The 20270-nt window shown below is 64.1% G+C and carries 16 protein-coding genes; 6 read left to right on the plus strand and 10 right to left on the minus strand.

The window, feature by feature from the left end; all coding sequences use genetic code 11:
• Window positions 1–9 precede the first annotated feature (9 nt).
• Window positions 10–1716, minus strand: a complete 1707-nt coding sequence (locus ACOZ9V_RS14360; protein ID WP_181272538.1) for a formate--tetrahydrofolate ligase — start codon at window positions 1714–1716, stop codon at window positions 10–12.
• A gap of 211 nt (window positions 1717–1927) precedes the next feature.
• On the minus strand, window positions 1928–2290 hold the full coding sequence (locus ACOZ9V_RS14365; protein WP_434591102.1) for a MerR family transcriptional regulator: 363 nt from the start codon (window positions 2288–2290) through the stop codon (window positions 1928–1930).
• A gap of 54 nt (window positions 2291–2344) precedes the next feature.
• On the opposite strand from ACOZ9V_RS14365, the gene ACOZ9V_RS14370 reads away from it, so the two are divergent.
• Together ACOZ9V_RS14370 and ACOZ9V_RS14375 are read left to right on the plus strand one after the other, a co-directional pair.
• Window positions 2345–3328 carry an alpha/beta fold hydrolase gene (locus ACOZ9V_RS14370; protein WP_229664259.1) on the plus strand — a complete coding sequence of 328 codons (984 nt, stop codon included), beginning with the start codon at window positions 2345–2347 and terminating at the stop codon, window positions 3326–3328.
• A 25-nt stretch (window positions 3329–3353) separates the two neighbouring features.
• Window positions 3354–4103, plus strand: a complete 750-nt coding sequence (locus tag ACOZ9V_RS14375) for a class I SAM-dependent methyltransferase (RefSeq protein WP_434591105.1) — start codon at window positions 3354–3356, stop codon at window positions 4101–4103.
• A gap of 43 nt (window positions 4104–4146) precedes the next feature.
• On the opposite strand, the gene ACOZ9V_RS14380 is transcribed toward ACOZ9V_RS14375, so the two are convergent.
• The 4 genes from ACOZ9V_RS14380 to ACOZ9V_RS14395 all read right to left on the minus strand — a co-directional run bounded on the left by ACOZ9V_RS14380 (window position 4147) and on the right by ACOZ9V_RS14395 (window position 8595).
• On the minus strand, window positions 4147–5295 hold the full coding sequence (locus tag ACOZ9V_RS14380; protein ID WP_181272541.1) for an FAD-dependent oxidoreductase: 1149 nt from the start codon (window positions 5293–5295) through the stop codon (window positions 4147–4149).
• 51 nt (window positions 5296–5346) lie between these two features.
• Window positions 5347–6699 carry a sodium/glutamate symporter gene (locus ACOZ9V_RS14385; RefSeq protein WP_181272542.1) on the minus strand — a complete coding sequence of 451 codons (1353 nt, stop codon included), beginning with the start codon at window positions 6697–6699 and terminating at the stop codon, window positions 5347–5349.
• Window positions 6700–6751: 52 nt separating this feature from the next.
• Window positions 6752–7648, minus strand: coding sequence for a LysR family transcriptional regulator (locus tag ACOZ9V_RS14390; RefSeq protein ID WP_181272543.1), 897 nt, complete (start codon window positions 7646–7648; stop codon window positions 6752–6754).
• Window positions 7649–7833: 185 nt separating this feature from the next.
• Window positions 7834–8595: a CueP family metal-binding protein gene (locus ACOZ9V_RS14395; RefSeq protein ID WP_229664260.1), complete on the minus strand. Its 762-nt coding sequence runs from the start codon at window positions 8593–8595 to the stop codon at window positions 7834–7836.
• Between the two features lie 18 nt (window positions 8596–8613).
• On the opposite strand from ACOZ9V_RS14395, the gene ACOZ9V_RS14400 reads away from it, so the two are divergent.
• Complete coding sequence (locus ACOZ9V_RS14400; protein ID WP_181272544.1) at window positions 8614–9258, plus strand: YdhK family protein; 645 nt, start codon at window positions 8614–8616, stop codon at window positions 9256–9258.
• A 9-nt stretch (window positions 9259–9267) separates the two neighbouring features.
• Here the strand turns inward: ACOZ9V_RS14400 and ACOZ9V_RS14405 are convergent, their stop codons facing one another.
• Entirely contained in the window at window positions 9268–10065 is a 798-nt protein-coding gene (locus tag ACOZ9V_RS14405; protein ID WP_181272545.1) for a DUF3626 domain-containing protein, read from the minus strand.
• An 83-nt stretch (window positions 10066–10148) separates the two neighbouring features.
• A complete protein-coding gene (gene galE, locus ACOZ9V_RS14410) occupies window positions 10149–11144 on the minus strand; it encodes a UDP-glucose 4-epimerase GalE (RefSeq protein WP_181272546.1) in 996 nt (331 codons plus the stop codon).
• A gap of 153 nt (window positions 11145–11297) precedes the next feature.
• On the opposite strand from galE, the gene ACOZ9V_RS14415 reads away from it, so the two are divergent.
• Both ACOZ9V_RS14415 and ACOZ9V_RS14420 read left to right on the plus strand, forming a co-directional pair.
• Complete coding sequence (locus ACOZ9V_RS14415; RefSeq protein ID WP_181272547.1) at window positions 11298–12353, plus strand: hypothetical protein; 1056 nt, start codon at window positions 11298–11300, stop codon at window positions 12351–12353.
• A gap of 90 nt (window positions 12354–12443) precedes the next feature.
• A complete protein-coding gene (locus ACOZ9V_RS14420) occupies window positions 12444–12968 on the plus strand; it encodes a Dps family protein (RefSeq protein ID WP_101543431.1) in 525 nt (174 codons plus the stop codon).
• A gap of 95 nt (window positions 12969–13063) precedes the next feature.
• Here ACOZ9V_RS14420 and lhgO read toward each other — a convergent pair whose 3' ends face one another.
• A complete protein-coding gene (gene lhgO / locus ACOZ9V_RS14425) occupies window positions 13064–14278 on the minus strand; it encodes an L-2-hydroxyglutarate oxidase (RefSeq protein ID WP_434591113.1) in 1215 nt (404 codons plus the stop codon).
• Window positions 14279–14755: 477 nt separating this feature from the next.
• Here lhgO and ACOZ9V_RS14430 point away from each other — a divergent pair, with 477 nt between their 5' ends.
• Entirely contained in the window at window positions 14756–18409 is a 3654-nt protein-coding gene (locus ACOZ9V_RS14430; RefSeq protein WP_434591115.1) for a choice-of-anchor G family protein, read from the plus strand.
• A 181-nt stretch (window positions 18410–18590) separates the two neighbouring features.
• On the opposite strand, the gene ACOZ9V_RS14435 is transcribed toward ACOZ9V_RS14430, so the two are convergent.
• Window positions 18591–20120: a deoxyguanosinetriphosphate triphosphohydrolase family protein gene (locus ACOZ9V_RS14435; RefSeq protein ID WP_434591118.1), complete on the minus strand. Its 1530-nt coding sequence runs from the start codon at window positions 20118–20120 to the stop codon at window positions 18591–18593.
• Window positions 20121–20270 lie beyond the last annotated feature (150 nt).

Raw genomic sequence — 20270 nt, forward strand, 5'->3', positions numbered from 1 at the left:
AATTAGCTCTTAGAAGAGGCCGGTGATGTTGCCATCCTCGGTGACGTCGATCTTCAGCGCTGAGGGTTCGCGCGGCAGGCCCGGCATCGTCATGATGTCGCCGGCGATGACGACGATGAACCCGGCTCCGGCCGACAGCCGCACATCCTTGATCTCGATGACGTGGTCGGTCGGCGCCCCACGCAGGCTCGCGTCCGTCGACACCGAGTACTGCGTCTTCGCGATGCACACGGGCGCATCGGCGTAGCCTTCATCGGTGAACTGACGCAGCTTCCGCTTCACCTTGGCCGGCAAGTCGACATCTTTGGCCTGGTAGATCCGCTGCGCGATCGTGCGGATCTTGTCCTCCAGCGGTGCCCCGAGCTCGTACGAATACCTCGCCGAGGCGGCCGGATCCTCCGGCGCCCCGCTCGCAGCCTCGACGACCGCCTCGGCCAATGCAAGAGCACCCTTGCCGCCGTCGGCCCAGTGCGTGGACTCCACGGCCGCAACCCCAAGACCATCCAAATGGCTGATCGCCGCAGCCATCTCCTCGTCGGTGTCCGTGGGGAATCGGTTGAAGCACACGACGGGCGTCAGCCCGTAGATCTCGCGCAGGTTCCGGCAGTGCAGTTCGAGGTTGCTCATGCCCTCCAGCACCGCACCAACATCAGCCGAGTTCACATCGGCAACGTCGACTCCCCCGTGGTACTTCAGGGCCCGCAGAGTCGCGACGACGACCACGGCGGAGGGCCAGATCCCGGCGGTGCGGCACTTGATGTCGAGGAACTTCTCGGCTCCGAGGTCGGCACCGAAACCGGCCTCCGTGACCACCCAGTCCCCCAGCGCCAGCCCGGCCTTGGTAGCCAAGAGACTGTTGCAGCCGTGGGCGATGTTCGCGAACGGTCCGCCGTGGATGAACGCCGGCGAATGTTCCAGGGACTGCACGAGGTTCGGCGCCAGTGCGTTGCGCAGCAGCGCGGTCATCGCGCCCGCCGCCCCGATGTCCGCAACGGTGATCGGCTCCCGCCCCCTACTGTGGGCGAGCACGATCCGTCCCAGCCGTTCCTTGAGATCAGCAAGCGAGGTGGACAGGCAGAACACCGCCATGACCTCGCTGGCGACGACGATGTCGAAGGCATCCTCGCGGGGCACTCCCCCGTTGAGCCCGCCGAGTCCGACGACGACTCCGCGCAGGGCGCGGTCATTGAGGTCGACGACACGGCGGAGGTGGATACGCCGCGGGTCGACGTCGAGCTCGTTTCCGAAATGGATGTGGTTGTCGAGCATCGTCGCGGCAAGGTTGTTCGCCGCAGCGATGGCCGCGAAGTCGCCGGTGAAGTGGAGGTTGATGTCCTCCATCGGCACGACTTGCGCGTATCCGCCTCCGGCCGCCCCGCCCTTCATTCCGAAGACCGGGCCCATGCTCGGCTCCCGCAGCGCCAGCACGGCCTTGCCGACCTCGGGTTTCGACCGCGCGAGTTCGTTGAGTCCGTCGGCCAGGCCGATGCTCGTCGTGGTCTTTCCTTCCCCTGCCGGGGTCGGGCTCATGGCGGTGACGAGGATGAGCCTGCCGTCTGTGGCGTTCTCGGCCGCCCGATCGAGGATGTCGATCGGCACCTTCGCCTTCGTCCATCCGTGAGGAATGATGTCCTTCGCGTCGAGACCCAGCCCAGCGGCGATATCGACGATGGGATCGAGCTCGGCGCTGAGCGCAATATCCATATCTGTGGTCATAAGGCCATCATGCCCGTTCTGCGAGATTTTGTGACCATCACCGACCCGAGAATTCGCGCAATGTGCACTGAGTTCCGCCCACCGCAACATCGAACTCGCCGAGGCGGCCGACCGCCGCGTAACCAACTGAGCACTTCGCGATGTTCCCATTGAGCAAATCGCGGAACTCCCACTGAGCGTTTGGCGAGCCCACACCAAGGCGGCTGACCGCTCACCCCGCATACTCCGAGCACTCCGGGCACCGAGTCATAAGGTCGTGCCGGCAATGGCGAACATGGAGGAGAAACCTCTCAGCTGAGTCCAGCGCGGTCCGCTGCGCCCGAATCGCCGAGAGCCGAGCAGCGATCACCGAGGCGCGGCCGGTCTCCCCACGGTGCAGGATCGCCCGGATCTCGGCAAGGCTCAAGCCCACGCTCTGACACGACAGCACAATCCGACACCGGCTCAGATGCTCATCCGAATACTCACGGTGCCCGGCCGCAGTGCGGTCCGGCACGACGACGCCTTCGTCCTCCCAGTGCCTGAGCACATGCGCGGCCGTTCCCAGCTGCGCTGCCGCTTCCCCGATCTTCATGACTCCATGATGACACCTTGACTTCAGGTTGACCTGAAGTTCTACCGTCGATCCATGATGACACCGACCGATCGCAGCCCCGCCCTCCGCATATCCACCGACCGCATCACCTTGAGCGACGGCGCCGAGGTGGCCACCACGACCCTCGAACCGACCTCCCACGACAACGTCCAGGACCGCCTCGGCGAGGTCATCATCTGCCACGGAACCCCGTGGTCAGCACGGATGTGGCTGCCGCTTGCCCGCGAGCTCGCCCAGACGAACCGCGTCCGCCTCTGGGACATGCCCGGCTACGGCGACTCGATTCCCGCCACATCCGGCGATTCCATCCCCGATCCCTCCGAAACGTCGGCACAGCCGACAGACCACTCCCCCGCCGAGGCGGCCCCCGCCGTTGATCTCATCACCCAGCGTCGTCGACTGGCCGAGCTCATCGACTGTTGGAACGTCTCGAATCCCCATGTCATCGCCCATGACATCGGCGGTGCTGTCGCGCTCGGCGCGCACCTGCTCGAGGGCTGCGATTTCGCGTCGCTGTATCTGCTCGACGTCGTCACTCTCGACCCGTGGGGTTCACCGTTCTTCCGCCTCGTCGCGGAGAACGAAAAGGTCTTCGCAGCCCTCCCTCCTCGACTTCATCGTGCACTGGCCCGCGAATACATTTCCGGGGCGGCAGCCCCGACGACCGACGAATCTCCGTCGGGCGACGACCGCTCGAGTCTCAGCGAGGAATGGATCGCCGCACTCAGCGAACCCTGGTGCACCAAAGCCGGTCAAGCTGCCTTCTACCGGCAGATCGCCGCGCTGCGCCCCAAGCACACGGCGCCCATCGTCGACCGCCTCGGCGAGGTGCGCTGCCCGGTTCGCATCGGATGGGGTGAGGACGATCCGTGGATTCCGGCCGACCAAGCCGATCGCCTCGCCGAAGCGCTGCCCGGAAACCCGCACATGACCCGTTTTCCGCGCTCGGGCCACCTTGTGCCGCTCGAGGCACCGCACGATCTGCTCGTCGATGTGACCGCTTGGCTCGACGTGTGAGAGTCGTGTGCGCGAAGATGGCGGTATGCGCGCATTCGACGAGCTCGTCACCGAGGCACTATCCGCCGATGTCATCGGGTGGGGGTTCGGCTGGCTCGATGGGCGCGCCACCGAGGAGCGACCGCCCTGGGGTTACGCAAGTCTTCTTACCAGGAGACTGTCGACGGCAACGGCGGCCCTCGATATCGATACCGGCGGCGGCGAGGTCATCGACGAGGCACCGGTGCTGCCGCCGCGCATGGCGGTGACCGAGTCGTACCGCCCCAATATCGCTGTGGCCCGGCACCGGCTCGGTCCGCGTGGCGTCGATGTCGTCGAAGCCGACCCGCACAGGCTGCCTTTCGCCAACGGCAGCTTCGACCTTGTCACCTCCCGACATCCTGTGAGCCCCGCCTGGTCGGAGATCTCCCGGGTGCTCGTCCCCGGCGGCACCTATCTCGCCCAGCACGTCGGTCCGGCCTCGGCGTTCGAGCTCATCGAGTTCTTCCTCGGACCGTTGCCGGAAAATCGCCGCGCACGGCACCCGCAGACCGAATCCGACGCCGCCGAGGCGGCCGGACTCACGGTCGAAACGCTGCGCACCGCGCGCTGCCGCATGGAGTTCTTCGACGTCGGTGCGATCGTGTGGATCCTGCGCAAATGTCCATGGTGGGTGCCCGACTTCGCAGTCTCCGATTACCTTCCGCAACTGCGTGAACTCGATGCCCGGATGCGTAGGGGTGAACCCTTCGTTGCCCATTCGACGCGGCACCTCATCATCGCGTCAAAGCGTTGAGGCAATTCATCGCGACAGAACGCTGAGACACCACGCCACCCGATCACATCGTCGAAGCGCTACCTACCCGGAACCGATCCGGAACATCGCCGGCACCCGTAGCGAGGTCGGCGGCAAATTCGCCGAGCAGCGGCGCGAATTTCGCCCCGTGCCCCGAACAGGCCGAGACGATGACGAGACCGTCGACCTCGTCGATGACGAAATCCTCGTTCGGAGTGTTAGTGAACAGACACGTCGTCTCCGCATACGGTTCCGGAATAAGTCCCGGCAGGTTCCGCTTCGCATAATCGATCATCCGAGCCCGCATCTCCTCGGTAATCTGTCCGTCCTGGTCAAGGGCCGAACCGATCACCTTCCCACCGTTGAACTGCGCGAACTTCTGTCCCGCGAAACCGGCGTCCCGCCCGCCGGGCAGTCCGTAGGTAAACATCTCCCCGGATTTGTGGATGAACGTCGGCCACAGTGTGCTCGGCCGCCCGTCAGCACCGGCATCGCGGTAGGGCATGTGAAACGCCTGTTCCTGCCGCACTTCGAAAGTCGGCAGCGCCTCAAGGAACGCTGGCGGAAAACCAAGATCGCCGAGGAGGTCGGGCAACCACCCGCCCGCCGCGACGATGACGCGGTCACCTTCGACAACGTCCCCCGTCGCCGAGGTGACACTGAAGCCGCCCTCGTATCGTCGGGCCACCTCGGTGACCGTCCAATCTGTGAGGATCCGGGCACGCCCGGTGTCCACTGCACGGTCGAGCATGGTCGTCACCGTGGTCTCGGCGTCGATGACGCCGGCGTCGGGGTGCCACAGCACGTCGGTGTCGAAGGCGAACTGCGGCCACCGTTCTGCGGCACTCTCAGGGTCGAGGACCTCGTACTCAACGCCGACTTCATCGAAGATTTCGGCGAGCAGATCGGTGTGCCGGGCGTCGCCGAAGTCGAGCGCTCCCGTGCGAGTGATCAGCTCAGTTCCCGATTTCGCTTCGAGGTCGTCCCACAGCTCACGCGCACGCACGACGAGCTCGGTGTAGAGGCGATCCGGATAGGCGTAGCGGAAGATGCGGGCCGAACCATGGGAGCTGCCACGGTCGTTGGCCGGGGTATGCCGTTCGAGCACAGTGACGTCCTCGCCGCGCGCGGTCAGTGAGCATGCGGCCGCGGCACCGGCCAACCCGGCTCCGATGACGATGTGGTGGGTCAAAGCTGTTCTCCTCAAGAGGTGGTTGGGTATTTGGTCTCTCGCGCGGGTGCGTCACACCTGGATCCGGCTGCGTCTGTTGCCTGCGACAACGACGAATGCTGCGGCGACAGCGACGACGGTGATCGCACCCCAGATTCCCACAACTGCCCAGGAGGCGCCGGCGATGACCAGCAATGGAGCGAAGGTCACTGCGGTGACTTCTACCGGGATGACCGGGAGGTATGCCAGAGAGAAGTCCTCAAGGGTGCGAGAGTTGAGTTTCGGATCAACGATGCGCAACAGTGCGATGCCTGTGGCGACCGCCCCTGTCGCCCAGCCCCAGGTGAAGAGCTGCCGTTCGAACCACCCTTCTTCCATCACTCGCGGGGCGACCCACAGGCCCAGGAACAGGCACAGGGCCAGACCGACGACGAAGAGAATGAGAAGTGAGAGCCATTGGTCGACGACGAAGCTCGGCACTACTGAGGCGATACCGCACACCATGAGGACGTCAGTCGCAGATCCGGAGATGGAACTCTGGGTGTCCTTGTCGATGAACTTCGTCGTCGACGTCGCGGACAGCAGCGCCCGGAGCACGAGGCCGACGAGGAACGCGATTGAGAACAGCGGGAATGCCACAGAAGGGATGAGTTCGCCGAGGATGACGTTGATTCCGTAGGCGCCCGCGGACACCCCGGCGACGATTCCGGCTTGGAACGTCAACGATTCGATGGCACTGCCGGAGAATTTGTGCGTACCGATCGCAGGCTGCTCGACGTTGTCGTCGAGGATTCCGGTCCGCAACTCGGCGGGCACCTTGTCAAGGCCGGAGAACTCACGCGCGTATCCCTTCACCGCACCATACTTCGCCTGGATGATACCGCCGACGACTCCGACGAGCAGACCGACTGTGGCTGCGGTGAATGCGAGGGACTGCACGGCAGGGTCGCCGGAATCGGCGAATACCGTACCGATCGCCGCCGCTGAACCGAAGCCACCGGCCCAGCCGGCGAACAGCAGCAGCCCGACATGATCAGGCGCCCCGAACAGTGGACCGAGGACAAGCAGAACCAGCCCCATGCCGATGGCCGTTTGCGCGGCGTAGATGAGGACACCATAGCTCGCGAAACCCGCGACCGATCGCCCGATCTTGAGGATGTTGAAGTCGCTGGTCATGGCCAGGCAGGCGAAGACCAGGACGATGAGCAGGGAGGTGTATTCGCCGAGCTGGTCCGAAAACGGCAGCCAGCCGAGAACATTGGGACCGAGCACCAGACCGAGCACACCGGCAATGACTCCGGCAGGAATCATCATCGTTTGGATCGCCGAAATCTTAGCTCGCAGAATCGTGCCGATGACGAGCAGGCCGCCGATGAGTCCGGCATCGACGAGCAGCGCTGAGGGGCTGAATTCCGTGGGTTCCATGAGAGCAGTCTCCTGTGAAAGCGGTTCGTGGATGAGAGGGCTGATTAAGAAGTCAGGGCGTAAGGTCGTTTTCTGCCGCCCATCTGCCGAGCACTTCGGTCAGCGGGTCCAGCAGTTTCAACGGGTCTCCAGGTGCGGTGCGAATCGTCAGCGGATAGGTGTGCCGTGCCTCGGCGAGGGAGGCGAACGCGACACCGCTCCACGATTGGACGGCAACCGATTCCGGCACGAGGCTGATGCCCGCCCCGGCGGCGACCAGCCCGAGGATAGCCTGCTCGTTCGACACATGTGCGACCGTGCGCATCGTTCGTCCGTGCTCAATGAAGATGCTGGCGACGAGGTCGAATGCGACGGGAGCAGAGGAACGGTGGAACAACACGACCGGCTCTTCGCTGATCTCGCCGACATGGACTTCGCCGCGGTCGGCCAATCGATGGCCATTTGGAAATGCCACGCACAGCTTCTCCCGGAACGCGATCTTCTCATCGGTCCGGTGACTGCTGAACTCCCTCACCAGGCAGGCATCGATGTCCCCGTTGTCGACGGCCAGCGTGAGGTCGGAGCTGCTGCCGTCGGAGACGACGATTGAGTGGTCGGCGAGGGCTGCGAGCACTCCGGCGATGATGGCTGGGAAGGCCGAGCTGACTCCACCGAGGCGGATCCGCTGGGTTTTCGTCCCGTCCCGCATATCTGCTGCAAGCTGTGGAAGCGAATCGGCACGGCGTCGCAGCTCGAGCACTTCGGGATAGAGCCCGCGAGCCGCGGCAGTGGGGATGACTTCACGCGGCCTCCTCTCGAAGAGTTTCTCGCCCAAGTGCCGCTCCAATGAGGCAACAGACTGGCTGACCGGCGACTGTGCCATGTGTAAGGACTTCGCGGCTTTCGTGAAGCTGCCTTCGGAGTACACAGCGAGGAAACAGCGCAACTGCTTGAGGCTGACTTCGCTCATCGCCGTGCTCCCGGACGACGCGTGACACAAGCAACTGTGGTTGTGTTCATGACAGCCGAGTCTATGAATTCGATCCGATCAAAACAAGATGTAAATCAGATCAATTTACGAGATAGCTAGACGACAATCATCTAGCAACTAGGCCCTCTGCGAAGATGAACTACGCCAGTCTCCCCTTCCAGTTCCTACTTCAACTTGAGGTCGGTCACGCAGGTGGGCCCATCGCTTCTCGTGGAGAAATCGGTCGTACCGGTCTTGCCCTCGGCGTTGACCTCGATGGTACCGGTGATGCCGGACGGCACCCAGAAGCCGACGAACCCGTTATCGAAGGTCGTCGTCGACTCATCCACCACTGCTTCGCCCGTCTCTGAGTCTGTGATCACCACATCGACGTCCTTCTCGCTCAACTCGCCCCGACAGGTCGTGAGGCTGTGGTAGAAGCAGTCGTGCGTCTCATCGACGAAAGGAGCGATGGAGACGTAGCTCTTCCCCTCCGGCAGTGCCATCGTCGCCTCTTGCTGTCCATCGGTGAGAACAAGTTCGTCAGGCTGCACCGAGGCCATGAGGTCGGTGGGCCTCTCGTCGACAGGCAGGCGATCGAGTTGATCGATGACTCCTGTGACGTCCTCGTCGGCCAGATCGAGGTCAGCTAGCAGCGTTTCAGCCGAACCCGACTGCACTGTTGCAGACTCTCCTGATTCTGTGGATGCTTCGCTTCCCGTTCCAGAAGCAGAACACCCGGTCAGGGCAAGAACGAAGGCCGCAGCCCCCAACACGAATTGCGTCGTCTTCATATATATCCCCATGTCACTACGGATGCAGAGCACGTATGCCGTCTTGGCAATCATACCCATAAGGGGTATAGGGTGACCGTGGCGGGTCCACGAGATGGGATGCCCTGAAAGGTTCCCATCTGCCGCCGAGCGAATCCGACGCGACCGTCTCACCGAACCAGGAGACCACTGATGAAGAAGCTCAATCCAGCCGCCCGCCTCACTGCGGTCACCGCAGCACTCGGACTGGCTCTGGCAGGCTGCTCAACTGCGAATGACGAGGGCCGCGGATCGGGCAGAGAAGACTCCCACGGCAGCCACGAGTCCGCCTCGAGCGAAACTGGCGGCTCCGAACACGACGACATGGACCACAGCGAATCCGGACACGGATCAGGTGGGCACGAAGGGCACGCCGACGATGGCGGCGACCCGCCGAAGGGAATCACGAAGGCCGCCGACCCGAAGTTCGATGTCGGCGACACAGTTGTCCTCTCCGCCGACCACATGCCGGGAATGAAGGGCGCCGAGGCAACAGTCTCCGGCGCCTTCGACACCACGACCTACTCAATCAGCTACACGCCGACCGACGGCGGCGACCCGGTCAAGGATCACAAATGGGTCGTCCACGAAGAGCTCAAGGACCCGGGCAAGGCACCGCTGAAGAAGGGCGACAAGGCCACCGTCAACGCCGATCATATGCCCGGAATGAAGGGTGCCGAGGCGACGATCGACTCAGCGACGGACGAGACCGTCTACATGGTCGATGTCAAGACCGATGAGATGGAGATGACGAACCACAAATGGGTCGTCGAAAGCGAGATGAAACCCGCGAAGTAACGGAGTGGTTCACCAGGTCCGACCAAATCGTGCGAGGCAGTGCCAAAGCTTCTTGCTCTGCTGCCCGTCGAGGTCCCACACCCGTCTGGCACGTGCGACATGAATGGGGAGCAACTGGGTTGAGTTCGCCAGCCTCTCGACGATCCGCTGCGCGAGCTCGACCACATCCTGGCCCCGATATTCCGGGTGCGCCGCAATTTCGGCAACCTCGGCGACATAGCCGGGGTGAGTCTCGACAACGAGGCCGCAGCGGCCGGCTCTCTCCACGACCGCATGATCGGCGAAGCTTGGATCGACCACCAATGCTTCAACATCATCGGGCATCTTCACCCCTCCGTGGATATGGGCCTCGATGTAGTGATCGAGACGGTCGACGATGCCGCATCCCTGGGCAGCAGCCTGGTCGGCAGCCCGCTCGTCACGACGATAGTCGGCAATGAGCCTCATCCGGTCAGCAACCCCGAAGAGCTCCGGCTCAAAGGTGCTGTCCGGGTAAGCGAACGTCGCTCGCGCAAGGACCTCCGGACGGAGACGCAGGTAGGCCGACCCGAACCGCGGTGCCGGCCCAAAGGGGTCGCCGTCGAGGTCAAGTGCCCCATAGACCGGTCGGTGGTGCACCTCCACATGGTCATAGGCTCCACCGAAGATTCTCTGCTCCCAGAGCCACCGGTCGCCGCCGGGGAAGGCCGTCAGACCGCCATTGCTCGTGCCTGTGGCGAACTGGGAAAGATACTGTCCCAGCTCGAGAATCGACTCGAGCACCCCAGCCTCAGAGGCGTCATCACCGGGATGGAAATGCAGTGCCACCCGCGCCCCGACCGGCAGCTCGTGCCCTGGCGCGGAACGTGCTCGGACCCAGTGAAGTGCTGTTGCGGCTGGGTCCGATTGCGTCATCGTTCTTGGTTCGGCAACATCCCCGCGGCCTCGACAGCGCTGCGGACGATCTCCTCAAGACCGAACTCGGCCTTCCAGCTGAGCATGGCGGAGATCCGGGTGACGTCGGCGACCAGCGCCGGCGGGTCACCGGCGCGACGCTCGCCGATTTCGGGGACGATGTCACGGCCGGTCACCTCGGCGATGGTATCGATGACTTCCTTCACCGAGGCGCCGGTCCCGGTGCCGACGTTGAACACGGTCTCCGTGGTGCCGCCGGCCTTCATGTAGTCGAGGGCGGCGATATGCGCCTCGGCGAGGTCCTTGACGTGAACGTAATCGCGGATGCACGTGCCGTCAGGGGTGTCGTAGTCGTCGCCGAAGATGATCGGCGCCTTACCGTCCTTCAGCCGCTCGAGCACGATCGGGATGAGGTTCATGACGGCGGTGTCGGCGAGTTCGCTCCAGCCGGCACCGGCGACGTTGAAGTAGCGCAGCTTCACGGCGTTGAATGTAGTGCCCCGCATCTGCGAGGCGGTGATCTGGTTGTCGATCATCCACTCGCCGATGAGCTTCGTCTGGCCGTACGGGTTGATGGGGCGGCAGTCGAGATCCTCAGGCACCATGTCGACATCGGGCATGCCGTAGGTCGCGGCCGAGGAGGAGAAGACGAGCGATTCGATGCCGGTCGCCTCGACGGCGGCGAGGATGTTCGTCAGTGCCCCGATGTTCTGCCGGTAGTACATGACCGGCTCCTCGACGGATTCGCCGACCTGCTTCTTCGCCGCGAAGTGGATGATCGAGTCGACGCCGTGTTCCTTGATCGCGGACACCAGGCGCTCCTCGGCATCGGCCGCAGCCAGATCGAGATCGACCACGGGCAGGCCCTCGACGCGAGCGTCGATGCCGGTGGAGAAGTCGTCGACGACGAGCACATCGTCTCCGCGTTCGGTGAGCAGCCGCACCACGTGCGAACCGATGTAACCTGCCCCTCCGGTCACCAGAACTGCCATTGACCGCGTCCTCCTTCGTCTCGTCGACACGTCGGTATCAGAATACGCGTTCAGGGGTCCGAGATCAGATTCGGCCTGAATGCGCGGTGGGGAAAGCGTCGGAATTCGCCGTCGCCCTGGCCATGCGGGAGAAGCCCCTGCCACAGTGAGAAAATGCACGTCCTCCTCATCTCCGATCCCGGCCCCCCGAGCCGCCGTGTGGCCTCGATCCAGGACGAGTTCCTCGACCACCTCCAACAGGACTTCGAGACCGAGGTCACTGTCGATGTGTGCACGAAGACGTTGCGCGTCCATGCCGACCACCAGCTGGAGCTGTCCACCTTGGACGCGATCGTCGCCCAATATCCCGATGCCGATCTCGTCATCATGCTCACCGACATTCCCCGCCACACCCAGGGCAAACCACTGATCGCCGAGGTGCTGCCCGCCCGAAAAGTCGCCGTGATCTCCTGCCCCACCCTCGGTGCGATGACGACCAAGCGCCGTCTGCTCAAGATCTATATGAGCTGTGTCAATCAGCTTCTGCCCGACGGGCATGTGCCGGCGAAGAGGAATCGGCTTCCGCGCTGGGGACAGTGGTCGAATCGAACCGAATCCGGCCGCCGCACCCTCCACGCTCACACCTTCACCGGTGGGACCCGCCTCGTGCTGGGCATGACCATGGCCAATGAGCCGCTGCGGATGGCGCGGAAACTCTCCCGTGCCATGGCTGCGGCCGCCGCGACCGGGGCGTTCGGCGTCTTCTACAGCTCCATCTGGCAGATGTCGCATCACCTCTCGACTCTCCGACTCATCTCGATCGGCATCATCGCCATCGCTGTCATGGTCGGATGGTTGCTGACGATCAATCGCCTGTGGGATCGCCCGGTCAATGAACGCCTGGCTCAGGTCGTCTTCTACTACAACCTGTCCACAGTGCTCACGCTCATCGTCTGCGTGACCGGTCTCTATGCGCTGCTCGTCGTGGGCATCCTCGCCGGCAGTCTCATCGTCATCGATCCGGAGTTCATGGCCCAGACGATCCACCGGCCCGAGGCTCGACTGACGAACTACCTCGACATCGCGTGGTTGAGCGCAGCGATGGGCGTCGTCGCCGGCGCACTCGGCTCAAGCTTCGACAGCGACATCGACCTCAAGAATCTCACGCACGCCCAGCGGCTGCGCTCCCGCGTCTATATCGCTCAGGACGACGAGACCGGCACATCCTGACGGGGGGGGGTTACGTGCCATCTGCGGCAGCGTTATGGTGGCCACAGACTCCGGGTCAACGCGAAACCGGAGAGAATAGGAGCAAGAATCATGACACAGTCAGTGACAGTTCCCGACCCCCATGGCTCAGAGAAGACCACTCGCGAGAACGCCGAACGCGGCTTCATCGCCTCCGACGCCCTGACCAAGAACCTCCAAACGGTTCTGGTCGACTTCATCGCTCTGAGCCTGACTGCCAAGCAGGCGCATTGGAATATCGTGGGCACGAACTTCCGCGACCTCCACCTCAACCTCGACGAAGTCACGGACATCGCCCGTGCAGGCAGCGATGAGATCGCTGAACGCATGCGTGCCCTCCACGCCTCGCCGGACGGTCGCCCCGCGGTGATCGCCGAACAGACAGGGTTGCCGGAGTTCCCGAACGGCGAGATCAGCACCCACGACGCCATCGACCACATGGTCGCATCGATCGAAGCGACCGTGGCCTCGATGCGCGACTGCCACGACGAGGTCGACTCCGCGGACCCGACGACCGCCGACATCTTCCACAGCTACATCGCTCAACTCGAGCAGCAGGCCTGGTTCATCAGCGCAGAGACCCGCACACCCAAGTGAGTCGGTGCGACTGAGCAGCCACCTTGATCTTCGGGCCGCCTCCCGTCCTCACGGTCGGGTAGGCGGCCCTTCGTTGTCGACGCCCGGCACCGGCATCATCGCCCGTCGATGATGCCGACGAGGTGTTCGGCAATGGCCAGCGCCGAGGTGGCTCCCGGGGAGGGCGCGTTCCTGACGAACATCGTGGCTCCCGCCCGATCGATGACGAAGTCATCGACGAGTGTTCCGTCCCGATTCATGGCCTGCGCGCGGATTCCGCGGGTGGCGCGGTGGCCGTCAGCTCCGGTGAGGGAGGGGACGTAGCGGGCCGCCTCGGCGACGAATCTCTCGATCGAGAGCACCCCGGGCAGCTCACGGGCAGCGGTGGCCATATTGCCTGCGGCGAAGCGCCAGAATCCGGGGTCGGCGGCCACTGCGAGGGAGTCGGGAATGTTGAGGCCGAGCCCTCGGTAGCGTTCGCGGGAGAACGAGAGAAAGGCATTGGGGCCGATCATCAGTCCGCCGTCGATGCGTCGGGTGACGTGGACGCCGAGGAAGGGATACTTCGGGTCCGGGACGGGATAGATGAGTCCGTTGACCGTATTGCTGTGCGCCTCGTCGAGGATGAAGTACTGCCCGAAGAAGGGCACCACGGTGGGAGTGCGCTTCTGTCCGGAGCGGGCGGCGAGGCGGTCGGACTGGAGGCCGGCGCAGACGATGACGTGGTCGAATTCCTGGGCGTCGACCGGGGTACGGACGACGGCGGAGCCGTGGGAGGTGGAGCCACCTCGGTGATCGATGCTTTTGACCGGGGTGGAGAAGCGGACGCGGCCGCCGTGGGCACGGAAGTCTGCAACGAGAGCGTCGGTGAGGCCAGGGTAGTCGATGATCGCGGTGTGGGGTGAGTGGAGGGCGGCAACTCCCTCTGCGTTCGGTTCGATGTCACGTAAGCCGTCGCGGTCGAGCATCGCAATGTCGGGGACGCCGTTAGCCAGGGCACGGTCATGGATGGCTTGAAGACGTTCGACTTCTGTGTCGTCGGTGGCGACGACGACCTTGCCACATTCGTCGAAGGCGACATTGTGTTCGGCAGCGAAGTCGGTCAGGAGGGAGACGCCTCGGCGGCAGAGGGTGGCTTTGAGGCTGCCCGGTTCGTAGTAGAGGCCGGCATGGACGACTCCGGAGTTGTGACCGGTCTGGTGGGCGGCAGGGTGGTCTTCTTTTTCGAAGAGGGTGACATCGGCGGAGTCGTGGCGATTGAGGATTTCGCGTGCCACTGCGGCGCCGATGATTCCTGTTCCGACGACTGCCCATCGTGCCTCCTTCGCCATGCGTCAACTCCTTCGTTGATTGCCGTCTCTGCTGCGGCTGAGTCGACTTTAGGCGACGGCGAGGTGTCTTGCACGTCCCGTCCACACCGCGGGAGTCGTGACCTTGCCGGTCGCCATACGGTCACAGACGGATTTCGCAGTCGCCCGTTCGTGTCCCAATACGTGACATAAAAAGGAGTACGCAGTGACTCAACTATGACTGTGGCAAATTTCAGTTCGTCAGACCGCACTCCTCGTAGCAAGCCTTTCACCTGCAGGTTCATAGAATCGCGCAGAAACGGGGCTTGCCGCCGCAGACATCCGCAGCAGCCATCAGAACCTACCTTGGCGTAACTATAACGACGAGGTAACTTTTCCTGTGATCTGCTGATTACTTTTTGATTACTCCGTAACGTTGTGAGCGTCCTGTCAGGAAACTGCCTGTTTCCGTCCAGGCGGCGCCTGGACCTGATCAGGGTCTGAACGATGTGGAGAACCATGAGAATACTGAGAGGCCGGCCCGGAGCCGGTCGGAAGATCGCGGTGGGGTCTGTCGCCGCGGCGACAGCAGTGGGTCTGACCCTGCTGACGACCTCGCCCGGTGCCGCCGATGAACAGAATCCGAACGAAGACTCAGAAGCCTACGGGCAACTGATCGATGCCGACATTTTGACCGCAGACGCTGTCGACGCTCTCTCGGCGTACAGCAGTTCTCCGTCCAGCACGGACGCGGACAGCACTCCGATCAACGCTGAGGTGCTCCAAGCCATCGGAGTCGAACTCCCCGGAATCGGCATCCCGCTCATCAGCAACGAGGGCGGGGACGGCCTCCTCGAACTCGGCGAAGGCGGAGCACTCAACACCTATGGGCACGCTCCTGCCTACAACGACGCCACGGCCAGTGCCGGCGCCGTCGGGACGGACGGCGGCCTCAATCTCGATGACATCAACAATGGCGAGTACGGCAACGCCAAGGTCGATCTGACTTCAGTGCTCGGCCAGCTCAACCTCGACGGGGTCACCGATCAAATCGTCGATGAGCTCAGTCTCGAACTCGGTGCGATCGCGTCGACGGCCAACAGCAACGGCGAAGCCGACGACTCCGAATACGCCGTCGCCGACGGAATCCTCACAGTCTCTAGCCCCGCGGTCGGCGGCCTGTCCGACGACCTCAACGAAGTCGTCGACGGTGCCGGTGGCACTCTCGAAGAGGTCATCGGCGACGAGGGCCTAGTCAACGAACTGGCCGGTATCGGACTGAATCTGAACGTCGGGATCGCCTCCGTCAATATCGGAGGAGACGACACCCAAGTGTCGGTCCAGGTTCGCGATGCGCTCAACAGCGTTGTCGAGAACGTCGTCAACGAGGCACTCGAAGACGAAGCTGGCATCGTTTCGATCGATCTCGCCAATGGCGACATCCAGATCGACCTCGCGAAGATCGTCAAGGGCGGAGACGCCTCTGACCTCAACGGTCTCGACCCGAACACCCAGGTGCTCACCTCGGACACGATCTCTAAAATCACCGACGCGGTGGCCGACGCTCTCGGCGCGCTCTCCGGCAAGGTCAACGAGACCCTGTCTGATGCGCTCAACGATGTCCACCTCGTCATCGAACTCCCTGCGAACATTTCTGCACTCGGAATTCCCGCCGTCAACGGCAAGGTCACTGTGGACGCCACGCTCGGCCAACTGGCCGGCACGGACGACTCCGACCCGACAGTCACCACCGATCTCTCAATTGCGGGCGTTCCTGTGGGCAGTGTGCTCAATGCCATCACTCAACCGGTGATCAACGCTGTCCTCGGTATCACCGAGCCTCTCATCGGCGGGATCCTTGATTCGACGGCTGATGAAGTCGCCGATGCTGTGACCGGCATCGTCAACCCGCTCCTGACCTCCCTCGACCCAGTCTTCGAGGCACTCAATCAGGTCGTCGACCTCACGATCAACGAGCAGCCGACCGCTAAGGATCCTGCAGAGGAAAGCCAGGTCAAAGGCAACAATGGGCCTGGCTTCACGGTCAGTGCAGTGAGCTTGGAACTGCTCCCAGCCGCGGACGCCATCGACATCAACCTTGCGTCGTCCTCGGTCCGTGCGACCGCGGACGCTCCGGAGGAGCCCGGTGACGATGATGTGAACGCAAATGCAGCGGCTTCGGCTGCCGCATCGGCAACCGCCGATGACGACGGCAACGAAGCTGCCCAGGCAGCTTCGCAGGCCGCGGCCAACGACGACGCCACGTCAACCGCTTCGGCCGCCGCCGACGAGGATGCACAAGCTGCGGCTGAGGCTGCGGCGACGGAAGACGCATCAACCACCGCTTCGACCGACGCGACGACAGACGAGAACGCGTCGTCGACAGCCGCGTCCGAGGCCGCAGCGAACGCCGACAACACCGATAACACGAATGCGGAATCCTCCGCCGCAGCGAACGCCGACCCGGCGGCAGCTGCGTCGGCGGCCTCGACGGCAGATTCGTCAGCCACCGCATCGGAGAACGCAGCGGCAGACGACGACGCCGATCCATCGGCGAATGCCGATCCCAACGCGGATGCAGCTGATGAAGCAGATGCGAACGTGAATGCAGCGGCTTCGGCTTCGGCATCTGCCGACGCTGACGTCGACGGCGATCCCGCCGCTCAGGCTGCAGCTCAGGCTGCAGCCGACAACGATGCGAACAGCGCAGCATCGGCAGCAGCGAACGAGAACGCCGAAGCAGCAGCGGAATCCGCCGCTAACGAAGAAGCTTCCTCGGAGACCTCGGCGGATGCGACATCAGATCCGAACGCATCGGCGCAGCAGGCAGCCAACGCCGCCGCAAACGCCGACAACTCGGATTCGACCAACGCTGATACCTCAGCAGCGGCCGATGCCAACGCGGCGGCAGCAGCCAGCACCGCAGCGACGGCGGACTCTTCTTCAGAAGCTTCGGCCTCGGCTGCAGCAGATGCGGATGATTCCACGGTCGCGGATGCCAGCAATGAGACCACCGCGAACGCGAATGCTTCGGCCTCGGCCGCTGCATCCGCTCAGGCTGACGCTGACACAGACCCTGCTGCTCAGGCAGCAGCCGAAGCCGCGGCCGATGAAGATGCCAACAACACAGCATCTGCAGCGGCGGACGAGAACGCCGAGGCAGCTGCCGAATCGGCCGCCAACGAAGAGGCGACCTCGGAGACCTCAGCCGACGCGACGACCGAGTCCAACGCTGCAGCTCAGGCCGCAGCAACGGCAACGGCCGACAGCAACGATGAGGACTCGGCGAGCGCAGACACCACCGCGGAAGCCGATGCCAATGCAGCGGTAGCCGCTTCGGTGGCAGCGAACGCCGATTCCTCGGCTGCAGCTTCGGCTGAAGCAGCTGCGGATGCCGATGCCGATGGCGCTGATAACGGAGCCGCGGCCACCGCCTCGGATGATTCCGACGCGAACGCCAATGTGAACGCAGCGGCCTCGGCTTCGGCGTCCGCCACGGCCACCGCTGATGCTGACGCAGATCCGGCGGCGCAGGCAGCCGCTCAGGCAGCAGCTGACAACGATGCCAACAACACGGCATCGGCAGCAGCTGACGAGAACGCCGAAGCAGCCGCAGAGTCCGCCGCCAACGAAGAGGCCTCCTCGGAGACCTCAGCGGATGCGACATCGGATCCGAACGCATCGGCGCAGCAGGCAGCCAACGCCGCCGCAAACGCCGATAACTCGGATGACAGCAATGCGGAGGCTTCGGCCGCGTCCAACGCCAACGCCGGTGCCGCCGCTTCGGCAGCGTCGACGGCGGACTCCTCCTCGGAGGCTTCTGCTTCTGCAGCGGCAGACGGCGCTGAGGCTGACGCAGCCGCTGAAGGCGCAGAGGCGAACGCCTCGGCCGACGGCGACGAGGCCAACGCTTCGTCGGCAGACGATGCAAATGAGGCTTCGGCTGATTCGGACCAGGCCGCATCGGCCAACGCAGGTTCGGCAGCCAACGCCGGATCCGGTTCGAGCACCTCGGCCGGTTCGAGCACGAACGCCTCGGGCAATGCTGGTGGCGACCTGCCGCGGACGGGTGCCGACGGCCTCCCGGCCATGGTCGGATTCGCCGCACTGCTCCTCGCCGGCGGCGCAGCAGCGGTGTGGGCAACCCGCCGTTACCGTGCAGGCAAGCACTGAGGGTGACCCAGCTCAGTCATTGAGCTGAAACCGCCAACGGCGGGGTCGGAGTGAGAACTCCGGCCCCGCCGTTCGCATGCCCGTCGTTTGCATCCCCGTCGCTTCCTGACCGCCGACAACGGGCCACGGCCTCGACCGCAGGTCAGGGATCGCGGGGAGCCCCGACCCCGACGCACGAGACCTACAACCCGCGCCCGGCCTCCCACGGCTCTTCCGAGGCACCGGTGATCAGAGCGTTGACCGACATCGCCTGCGCATCGGTGAACGAGGCGATATAGTCCACGACCGCCCGCGCCCGACCACGCCGCACGATGCCGGCCGCGCCCTCCTCCCCCAACGCAGCAGGGTTGCGCGCGTACAGATCCGAGTACTCCTGCGTGGCCGCCTCGACGGAATCGACCAGACGCCGGGGAATCCGCGTCGCCTCATCCGGATCGAGCAGCCAATCATGGAATCCCTCGACCAGGGACGCGATGATCCGCGTCTGCCCACGCTGATACACGGCGAGGTCAGACCGTTCGAGCACGAAGCGCGAATGCACGAATTTCAGCACCACGACATCGTGCCAAGCCTCCTGGCTCAGCCGCACGTGACCGCTGCGGATATGCGGGTCCGGGTCGACGACGATGGAGGCCTGCAACCGGTCGATCCACCTCCGGGTGAATCCGGTGACCGCCCGATCCGCTTCCAGTCCTCCGTCGTAGGGAACGCCGAGCAGCCCCTCGACAAGGTCCCGGTTGACCCGCTCCACCGACTCTCGGAACGCCTCCTCCGACGCGATCCACGGGTCCTTCTCCCCGATGTGTCGCCGGATCGCTTCGAGGGCATGCCCGGGCCGCCGCCGGTCCAATTCTGCAGAGTCCAAGGCCGCCAACTCGCGATGATCGCGCAGCCACCGCCCGAGCTCAGCGGACACGGCCGTGTACTGCAACACGTTCGACCGGTAGAAATCGTCCAGGTCGTGCACCGCGTACGCAATATCGTCGGCGACGTCCATGACCGCGCATTCGAGCGTCTGCTGATACTTCCCGATCGCCGGGAACGCCGAGAGCACGTCCGCCATCTCCTCGACCTCGGTGGCATAGGCGGAGAACTTCATCGCTCCCTCGCTGACATCGTCACCGACCCCACGTGGCATCCGTGCCGCCGACGACGCCCGATCGCCTGTCCATTCCCCGCGCTCCCACGGATACTTGAGCACCGCAGCCCGAATCGCGCGCGTGAGATTGAGACCGCGCGCCGTGGCCTCGCAGCTGTCGAGGGCGGTGAGAATCCGAAACGTCTGCGCATTCCCCTCGAACCCGTCCTCAAGACGCAGAACCTGCCGCGACACCCGGTCGAGTTCCTTCTCGCCGAGGTGGCCGAACGGCGGGTGCCCCAGATCGTGAGCGGCCGCGGCCGCCTGCACGACAACAGGATCACATCCGCCGAGGCGGCTCACCGTTTCCCGGGTCGCCTCGTCCGCATTGTTCAACGTGATCGCGATCGACCGGGCCACCGCGGAGACCTTGAGCGAATGCGTCAGCCGGTTGTGGATGACCGTGCCGGATCCGGCTTGCGGAATGACCTGGGTGACCGAAGCCAGGCGGGAGAAGAACGGGGAGAACCGGATCCGTTCGATATCGACGCGGAACTCGTCCTCTCCGGGGCGGGCCTCCTCGGCGACATTGCGATCGCGACCTCCGGTGGTGTGATATCTCTGTCGTTCCATGAACTCAGACTACCGATTCCGCACCCTGAAGACCCTCTATAGCTACCTGACGGGGGCCCAGCAACCTGGCGCCAGGTTGCTGGGCCCCCGTCAGGTGATAAGGGGATCCCTTGAGACTCAGATCACAGCATCGTATGGTGAAGATACCTA

It is taken from the genome of Brevibacterium sp. 1718 (genome assembly GCF_051131255.1).
Classification (GTDB): Bacteria; Actinomycetota; Actinomycetes; order Actinomycetales; family Brevibacteriaceae; genus Brevibacterium; species Brevibacterium sediminis.

Excerpts from the sequence above, each read along its gene's own strand:
- ACOZ9V_RS14360 (WP_181272538.1), bottom strand. The coding sequence starts at position 1,716 with ATGACCACAGATATGGATATTGCGCTCAGCGCCGAGCTCGATCCCATC.
- ACOZ9V_RS14400 (WP_181272544.1), top strand. The coding sequence starts at position 8,614 with ATGAAGAAGCTCAATCCAGCCGCCCGCCTCACTGCGGTCACCGCAGCA.
- ACOZ9V_RS14430 (WP_434591115.1), top strand. The coding sequence starts at position 14,756 with ATGAGAATACTGAGAGGCCGGCCCGGAGCCGGTCGGAAGATCGCGGTG.
- ACOZ9V_RS14390 (WP_181272543.1), bottom strand. The coding sequence starts at position 7,648 with ATGAGCGAAGTCAGCCTCAAGCAGTTGCGCTGTTTCCTCGCTGTGTAC.
- ACOZ9V_RS14385 (WP_181272542.1), bottom strand. The coding sequence starts at position 6,699 with ATGGAACCCACGGAATTCAGCCCCTCAGCGCTGCTCGTCGATGCCGGA.
- ACOZ9V_RS14370 (WP_229664259.1), top strand. The coding sequence starts at position 2,345 with ATGATGACACCGACCGATCGCAGCCCCGCCCTCCGCATATCCACCGAC.
- ACOZ9V_RS14415 (WP_181272547.1), top strand. The coding sequence starts at position 11,298 with ATGCACGTCCTCCTCATCTCCGATCCCGGCCCCCCGAGCCGCCGTGTG.
- ACOZ9V_RS14375 (WP_434591105.1), top strand. The coding sequence starts at position 3,354 with ATGCGCGCATTCGACGAGCTCGTCACCGAGGCACTATCCGCCGATGTC.
- ACOZ9V_RS14420 (WP_101543431.1), top strand. The coding sequence starts at position 12,444 with ATGACACAGTCAGTGACAGTTCCCGACCCCCATGGCTCAGAGAAGACC.
- ACOZ9V_RS14365 (WP_434591102.1), bottom strand. The coding sequence starts at position 2,290 with ATGAAGATCGGGGAAGCGGCAGCGCAGCTGGGAACGGCCGCGCATGTG.
- galE (WP_181272546.1), bottom strand. The coding sequence starts at position 11,144 with ATGGCAGTTCTGGTGACCGGAGGGGCAGGTTACATCGGTTCGCACGTG.
- lhgO (WP_434591113.1), bottom strand. The coding sequence starts at position 14,278 with ATGGCGAAGGAGGCACGATGGGCAGTCGTCGGAACAGGAATCATCGGC.
- ACOZ9V_RS14435 (WP_434591118.1), bottom strand. The coding sequence starts at position 20,120 with ATGGAACGACAGAGATATCACACCACCGGAGGTCGCGATCGCAATGTC.